Origin of the sequence: Treponema sp. (assembly GCF_045657965.1) — a bacterium.
GTDB lineage: Bacteria > Spirochaetota > Spirochaetia > Treponematales > Treponemataceae > Treponema_D.
The window spans coordinates 1-2,178 of the sequence record NZ_JAZOUG010000304.1 but is presented as its reverse complement, the minus strand read 5'-3'; the positions used below and the strand labels follow the sequence as shown (position 1 = coordinate 2,178).

Annotated in this window: 6 protein-coding genes; all 6 read right to left on the bottom strand. The window is 41.2% G+C overall.

Annotation, left to right across the window (positions count from 1 at the left end; translation table 11 throughout):
- Positions 1-164 precede the first annotated feature (164 nt).
- Positions 165-599, bottom strand: a complete 435-nt coding sequence (locus ACKI5B_RS11635) for a hypothetical protein (protein ID WP_407428932.1) — start codon at positions 597-599, stop codon at positions 165-167.
- The gene (locus ACKI5B_RS11630; protein WP_407428930.1) at positions 568-894 is read right to left on the bottom strand and encodes a hypothetical protein; all 327 of its coding nucleotides are present in this window, start codon (positions 892-894) and stop codon (positions 568-570) included. The genes ACKI5B_RS11635 and ACKI5B_RS11630 overlap by 32 nt, the downstream gene beginning before the upstream one ends.
- Positions 895-910: 16 nt before the next feature.
- Positions 911-1,102 carry a hypothetical protein gene (locus ACKI5B_RS11625; protein WP_407428928.1) on the bottom strand — a complete coding sequence of 64 codons (192 nt, stop codon included), beginning with the start codon at positions 1,100-1,102 and terminating at the stop codon, positions 911-913.
- On the bottom strand, positions 1,102-1,440 hold the full coding sequence (locus ACKI5B_RS11620) for a single-stranded DNA-binding protein (protein WP_407428926.1): 339 nt from the start codon (positions 1,438-1,440) through the stop codon (positions 1,102-1,104). Before ACKI5B_RS11620 ends, ACKI5B_RS11625 begins: the two co-directional genes overlap by 1 nt.
- A gap of 293 nt (positions 1,441-1,733) precedes the next feature.
- A complete protein-coding gene (locus ACKI5B_RS11615) occupies positions 1,734-1,961 on the bottom strand; it encodes a hypothetical protein (RefSeq protein ID WP_407428924.1) in 228 nt (75 codons plus the stop codon).
- Positions 1,958-2,178, bottom strand: a 221-nt coding sequence (locus ACKI5B_RS11610; RefSeq protein WP_407428922.1) for a hypothetical protein, incomplete at its 5' end; no start/stop codon positions are given. The genes ACKI5B_RS11615 and ACKI5B_RS11610, both read right to left, overlap by 4 nt.

Genomic DNA, 2,178 nt, shown 5'->3' with positions numbered 1-2,178 from the left:
TAGAACAAATCTCATCCAGAACAGAAAGCATACGCTTCATTCTTTCAGAATCTGTTTCATCAACGCCTCCAGGAAGTCTGGTAAAGGTCTGCATTTTTAAGGCTTCTGAAGCAGGTGTTTCCTCATTTGGTTCCTGACTTTCTTCCGCCTCTATGTTTTCTGCATTATTTTCCATTCTCAGCCTCCTTTCTGCGGCGCTCAGCAAGGTTTGTTTCAATGCGGACTGGAACTCCGTTTTCCCAGAACTCTTCTATGTCTCCGCCATCAGTCACGACCTTCTTCAAAAGACCATGTTCCCAGATTTCCCAGTGACCTGGATACAGAACAGCAGGTTCATCGTTTTCTGAATGAAGTACACCATCCACAAAGTTATAAATGACAAGTTTGGCTTTCATTTCATCAAAGCCTTCGTCACCTTCAAGTAAATATCCGTCTTCGCGGCGGACAATCTGGCCGTTTATGTATTTTCCTGTTTCACTTTCTTTGAATCTTTTATACTGCAGAACTTTATGAATCGATTTTGATTTCTGATACAGCTCGTTTGATTCAAGCTTTTTTGTAAGCTCTTCAAACTGCTTCGCTGTCAACAAGTTTTCCATTGTTTCCTCCCGGCGGTACAGGCTTTCCTTCCTTGTACCATTCTTCGTAGTTGTCGTGCGTATCAATAATTGCAGGAGCTTTTTCGCAATGAAGAACTCCGTTTTTCCAGTGTTCAATATGGCTTCCGTCATGAGTTTCTATTGCAGGAAGAACATTTCCTTCTTCATCAACAGAATCACTCAAATAACCGTCCTTAAACCTGATTGTCACATCAGGAAAGATATAGTCTCCATTTGCAGGTAAGCCTTCTTCTGTAGGTACGCCCCTGTACTGATACCGCTTAAAGCTTTTCATAAGCACCTCACAAGGTTTACGACATGCTGAACGGATTTACCTTGCAAATCTCTTTAGCAATATCAATAGAGTCATTGCATGATACATTAGTGTTCCGCAAAACACGTTCAATGAAGTCCTTAAGTTCTTCATCTTCTGTGCATTCCATAGTCTGTGCCAGTGTTTCAACATCTTCTTTGCTCACCTCAATCGTTACTTTTATGCCCATTACATTCCTCCCTCAGCATTGCATGAGCTGCCAGTGAACTCCACAATTGATGCTGAAATATAAAGCTTTGATTTTTCTATTCCGCTTCGGGTTACATAGTCCTTACGGGTAAGAAAACCATCTACGACAACTTCTTTTCCTTTTACTAAATCAGGAAGAAGTTTGGCTCCGATATCCTTCATAAAATGAACCTCGATAATCATCGGTTCACTTTTCTGATGCGGAGTACCGTAGTCCAGAAGGCTGAAGGAAATCATCGGCATTTCCTTTTCGCCAGTATTTACAAGAAAACTTTTTGCATCATCTGCAAGTCTTCCGTGTATTGTTACTCTATTCAAATTATTCCTCACATAATCATGATCAAAATTTTAGCCGCACACAACGTGAGTGCATATCGAATAAACTTAAAGACAGCCCTTCTTTTCCACCTCCACCAGTCGAATCTGTCATACCGGCAAATCCAGCTGACAGTAAAAATCAAGATTCCACCCACTATCAAAAGAACCAGGATGCTGAGCCAGGTGTAATGTGATTTTATGAACCACAAGCCCCACCCTACTTTCTGACTCATTATCCTTTCGATTTTTCTGAACGCGGGTGACAGTTCTTTCAAAAGGCTTTGAAACATCCCTTACTGTTCCCCGGTCTTTTTGAATATTGTTGAATAGCAGTGCCACGCAAAAGGACTGTTACCGGGGTATTTTCTGCAAATGTTGTAAAAGATACACCCATAACAGACATCACTGTCCTTTATCATAGGAACCGCTACCACCCTTACAGTCACTTTTGGATTTTCAGGAAGACGGACAAAAAGCTCATCCCCTTTTTCAAAAATAGACTGACCATGCAGCACTGTCATGAAGCTTTCCTTAACGAAAGAACTTCGAGTACTTCGTTTACAGAATCTCTGTCGATAAGCTTTGTGGTATTGTTTGTTACGTCCTTAAACAGAAGCTGTCCATTCTTGCCATAAATGATGACAGGAAGCGATTTATCTTTGCTTGTATTCAGAACTTCAAGAAAGTCAGTAATCTCTGCTCTTGTAAGTCGGAGGCCAAGCGGTCTTAGGAAGACAA

Coding starts and splice junctions, on each gene's coding strand:
- ACKI5B_RS11635 (WP_407428932.1), bottom strand. CDS start 599: ATGGAAAACTTGTTGACAGCGAAGCAGTTTGAAGAGCTTACAAAAAAG.
- ACKI5B_RS11630 (WP_407428930.1), bottom strand. CDS start 894: ATGAAAAGCTTTAAGCGGTATCAGTACAGGGGCGTACCTACAGAAGAA.
- ACKI5B_RS11625 (WP_407428928.1), bottom strand. CDS start 1,102: ATGGGCATAAAAGTAACGATTGAGGTGAGCAAAGAAGATGTTGAAACA.
- ACKI5B_RS11615 (WP_407428924.1), bottom strand. CDS start 1,961: ATGACAGTGCTGCATGGTCAGTCTATTTTTGAAAAAGGGGATGAGCTT.